The organism is Brachyspira pilosicoli (assembly GCF_019402445.1).
Taxonomy (GTDB): domain Bacteria; phylum Spirochaetota; class Brachyspiria; order Brachyspirales; family Brachyspiraceae; genus Brachyspira; species Brachyspira pilosicoli_B.
This window is the reverse complement of the sequence record NZ_SRZM01000189.1, coordinates 1-3,950: the sequence shown is the minus strand read 5'-3', so window position 1 is coordinate 3,950 and position 3,950 is coordinate 1. Positions and strand designations below refer to the sequence as shown.

General features: G+C 30.9%; 2 protein-coding genes. One reads left to right on the top strand and one right to left on the bottom strand.

Going from position 1 to position 3,950, the window contains the following annotated elements; genetic code table 11:
• On the bottom strand, positions 1-1,059 hold a 1,059-nt coding region (locus E6A48_RS06980), incomplete at its 3' end, for a hypothetical protein (protein WP_219709320.1).
• Positions 1,060-1,242: 183 nt separating this feature from the next.
• Between E6A48_RS06980 and ileS the strand changes: the two genes are divergently transcribed.
• Positions 1,243-3,950: isoleucine--tRNA ligase (gene ileS, locus E6A48_RS06975; RefSeq protein ID WP_219709319.1), on the top strand; the 2,708-nt coding region annotated here is incomplete at its 3' end.

Sequence of the window (3,950 nt, the reverse complement as noted above, 5' to 3'; positions counted from 1 at the left end):
TTTTTCAAATGAATTAGTCATACTGCTTATTAATCTATCAAACTCTGAAGTTTTTGTAGGCTGATATCTGTTTTTATATATAAGTGCCAAATTATTTTCTATATGACTATTTCTATCAAATACTCTTAAATAATCTTCTTTATTTATCAGCTCAGTATTTTCTTTTTTAAATTTAGCAATGGCTCTTCTATCGCTCATGTGATCCCATTCAGTAAAAATAATCATAGTTATTGATATAGCTACAGGTATTAATATAGCTATAGTTCTATAGAAAAAATCAACCTGTTTGTATGTTTTTGCTATCATAATAGAAAGTATTCTAGCCGAATAAGTATATAAAACAAATAGTACAATTAAAAGAACAAGCAGAAGTACAACAATAATAACATTAAAGATAATATTGTTAGCCATCTCTATTCCTGTTGCTATACTGTCTGGTACTATGGATTGATATATAGTAGAAGCTCCTGATTTTATCATATCAGCAAACTTTTCAAAAGATGTTGTAGGTGCTGGTTTAGGATTATTAAATGTGCCTTTTAATCTTATAAAAAAGTATATTTCAAATGCTAATATAATAACTAAATTAAATATATGAAAATAAATGAATTTAGTTCTATTAAGATATTTCCATCTTTTTAAAAATCCTATTTCTTTATCTTTTTCAGTTATAGAAATTTCTTTATATTTTGTTATTTTATTATTTTTTTTATATAAATTTTCTATTTTCTCTGCCCTATCATCGCTTATAGATAATCTATTTTTTTTGTTATTTAAATTAATTCTTTCGCTGTCGGATATTATTCCGTCTTCCATCATTTTTATATATTCTTTATAATATCTTCTCTCTTCATCATTTTTTAATTCTTCTATAGAGTTAATTTGTTCATCTCTTGCTAATTTCTCTAACTCTTTTGCTCTATCATCAGATATTTTATTATCAATTTTTGATTCTTTAAGATGTTCTTTCATATCATTTTCTATAACACCCAAATTCATCGCATCAAGTATATCATGGTAATACTCTTTTTCATTATCATTCAAATCGTTTAAATTCATAATAATCCTCAATATTTATAAATCTTATTTACATAATATAATATGTAATTTTTTTTGCAATGTCTTTTATATTTTTCTCAAATAAAAATTATTAATTTATAAACCTTGTAAAAAATTAGCTTCTAATATAGAATTGAATATCTTTATAAATAAAGAATAAATAAAAAATGGAGCAAAAATAAGATGGATTATAGTTCTACTATCAATTTACCTAAGACCGCTTTTCCTATGAAAGCTGGTTTGAAGGAAAAAGAGCCCAAAATAATAAAAAAATGGGAAGAAGAAAAACTTTATCAAAAGCTTAGAGAATTAAGAAAAGGTGCTCCTAAATGTATTTTACATGATGGACCGCCTTATGCGAATGGAGACATTCATATTGGAACATCATTGAATAAAATTATTAAAGATATTATTGTAAGATATAAATCTGCTAAGGGGTTTGATTCTCCTTATGTTCCTGGTTGGGATTGTCATGGTATGCCCATAGAATTAAAGGTGCAGGAGAGTTTAGGAGATAAATATAAAGAAACTTCTAAATTTATAATGAGAAAAAAATGCCGTGCTTATGCTCAGAAATATATTGATATTCAAAGAAAAGAGTTTAAAAGACTTGGTGTAATGGGTGATTGGGAAAATCCTTATCTTACAATGTCTCCTGAATATGAATCTGAAATAGTTGAAGTATTTGCACAGTTAGTAGAGAAAGGCTACATATATAAAGGACTTAGAACTATTCACTGGTGTATGGAGTGTGAAACTGCATTGGCTGCTGCTGAGATAGAATATGATGAAAACCATACTTCTACAAGTGTGTATGTAAGATTTCCAGTATTAAATAAAATCAATGATAAATTAAACGGTAATGTTGATGTTATGATATGGACTACTACTCCTTGGACATTGCCTTCAAATATGGCTTGTGCTTTCAATAGAGATTTAGAGTATGTGGCTGTTGAAATAGACGGAAGATATGCAATAATGACAACTTCTTTAGTTGATACAGTTCTATCTAAGAAAGAAATGAAAGCAGAGGGAAGAGATATTATTCCTATATCTATGGAAGAGATTGAAAAACTTGAAATAGCACATCCATTCATTAAAGACAGAAAGTCTGCTGTTGTATTTGCTGATTATGTTGAGGCTACTGCTGGTACAGGTGTTGTTCATACTGCTCCTGGTCATGGTATGGAAGACTATCAGACAGGTATGAATTACGGACTTGATATATATTGTCCAGTTGACAAAGCTGGAAGATATACAAGCGAGTTTCCAGAAATGCAGGGCATGAAAGTAAGAGATGCTAATCCTAAAGTGGTAGAGATACTTGAAAATAACGGTTCATTATACCATAAAGAGAAAGTTACTCACAGTTATCCTATTTGTTGGAGATGTAAAAATCCGCTAATATTTAGAGCTACTTCTCAGTGGTTTATGAATATGACTCATGATAATATAGATGAAAGAACAGTTAAATCTTTAGATAATATTAAATGGTATCCAGCTTGGGGACATGACAGAATGAAAAAAATGCTTGAAAATCGCCCTGACTGGTGTTTATCAAGACAGCGTTCTTGGGGAGTTCCTATACCTGCGTTTTATTGTAAGAACTGCGGAAAAACTTTATTAACTGCTGAGTCTACAAGACATTTTGCTGAAATAGTAAAAACTAAAGGAATGGATGTTTGGTTTGAATTAGAGGCTAAAGATTTACTTCCTGAAGGCACTAAATGTGAATGCGGAAGCTGTGATTTTGATAAAGAGCAAGATATTTTGGACGTTTGGTTTGATTCTGGTGTATCATCTTTTGCCGCACAGAAAACTAACAAAGATTTGGACGGAGTTTTCCCTGTTGATATATATTTAGAGGGAGGCGACCAATACAGAGGTTGGTTCCAAGCTGCAATTTGGCCTTCTATGGCTATAAGAGGAATACCTCCATACAAAGAGCTTGTAACTCATGGTTGGACTTTAGACGAGCAGGGCAGAGCTATGCATAAAAGTGCGGGCAATGTTGTTTCACCTTTGGAGGTTATTGACAAATATGGTGCTGATATATTAAGGCTTTGGTGTATAAGCGAAGACTTCACTCACAATGCACGTGTTGGTGATAACATGATGAAGGCTATTGCTGACAACTACAGAAAAATAAGAAACACTTTTAGATATTTGTTAGGAAATATTTCTGATTTTGATTACAGCAAAGAAAAGGTTGAAGTTAAAGATTTACTTCCTGTAGACAGATATGCTTTATCAAGACTTCATAGTTTTATAAAAGTTGCTGATAAGGCTTGTGATGGTTATGAGTTCCATTTATTCTATCAAAGACTTATAAATTACTGTGTTGTTGAGCTTTCTGCCACTTACTTTGACATTATAAAAGATAGATTATACTGTGATAGAAAAGATTCTGTTTCAAGAAGAAGTGCTCAGACTGTGCTTGTTGAGATATTAGATGTATTAGTAAAATTAATAGCTCCTGTACTTCCTTTCACAACTGATGAGGTTTGGGGATACTACAAAGGAGAAAATGCTTCTTCTGTACATTTAGAATTATATCCTAAAGCTGATGAGAGTTTAATTGATTTAGAGTTAGAAAATGAGTGGGCTTCAATTCTTAAAGTGCGCGATGATGTGTTATTATCACTTGAAAGAGCTAGAGATAACAGCACAATCGGAAAATCTTTAGAGGCTTATATCACAATATGCACTAAAGAATCATCAACTAAAGACTTGCTTGCTAAATACGAAAAATATTTAAACGAGATATTCATTGTAAGTAAAGTAACACTTTCAGACAGCAAAGACGATACATTTATAGAGGGCGGAGTTTCTTTTGTTAAGACAGAGAAAGCTAGTCATGAAAAATGCGTACGTTGTTGGGGACATTATGA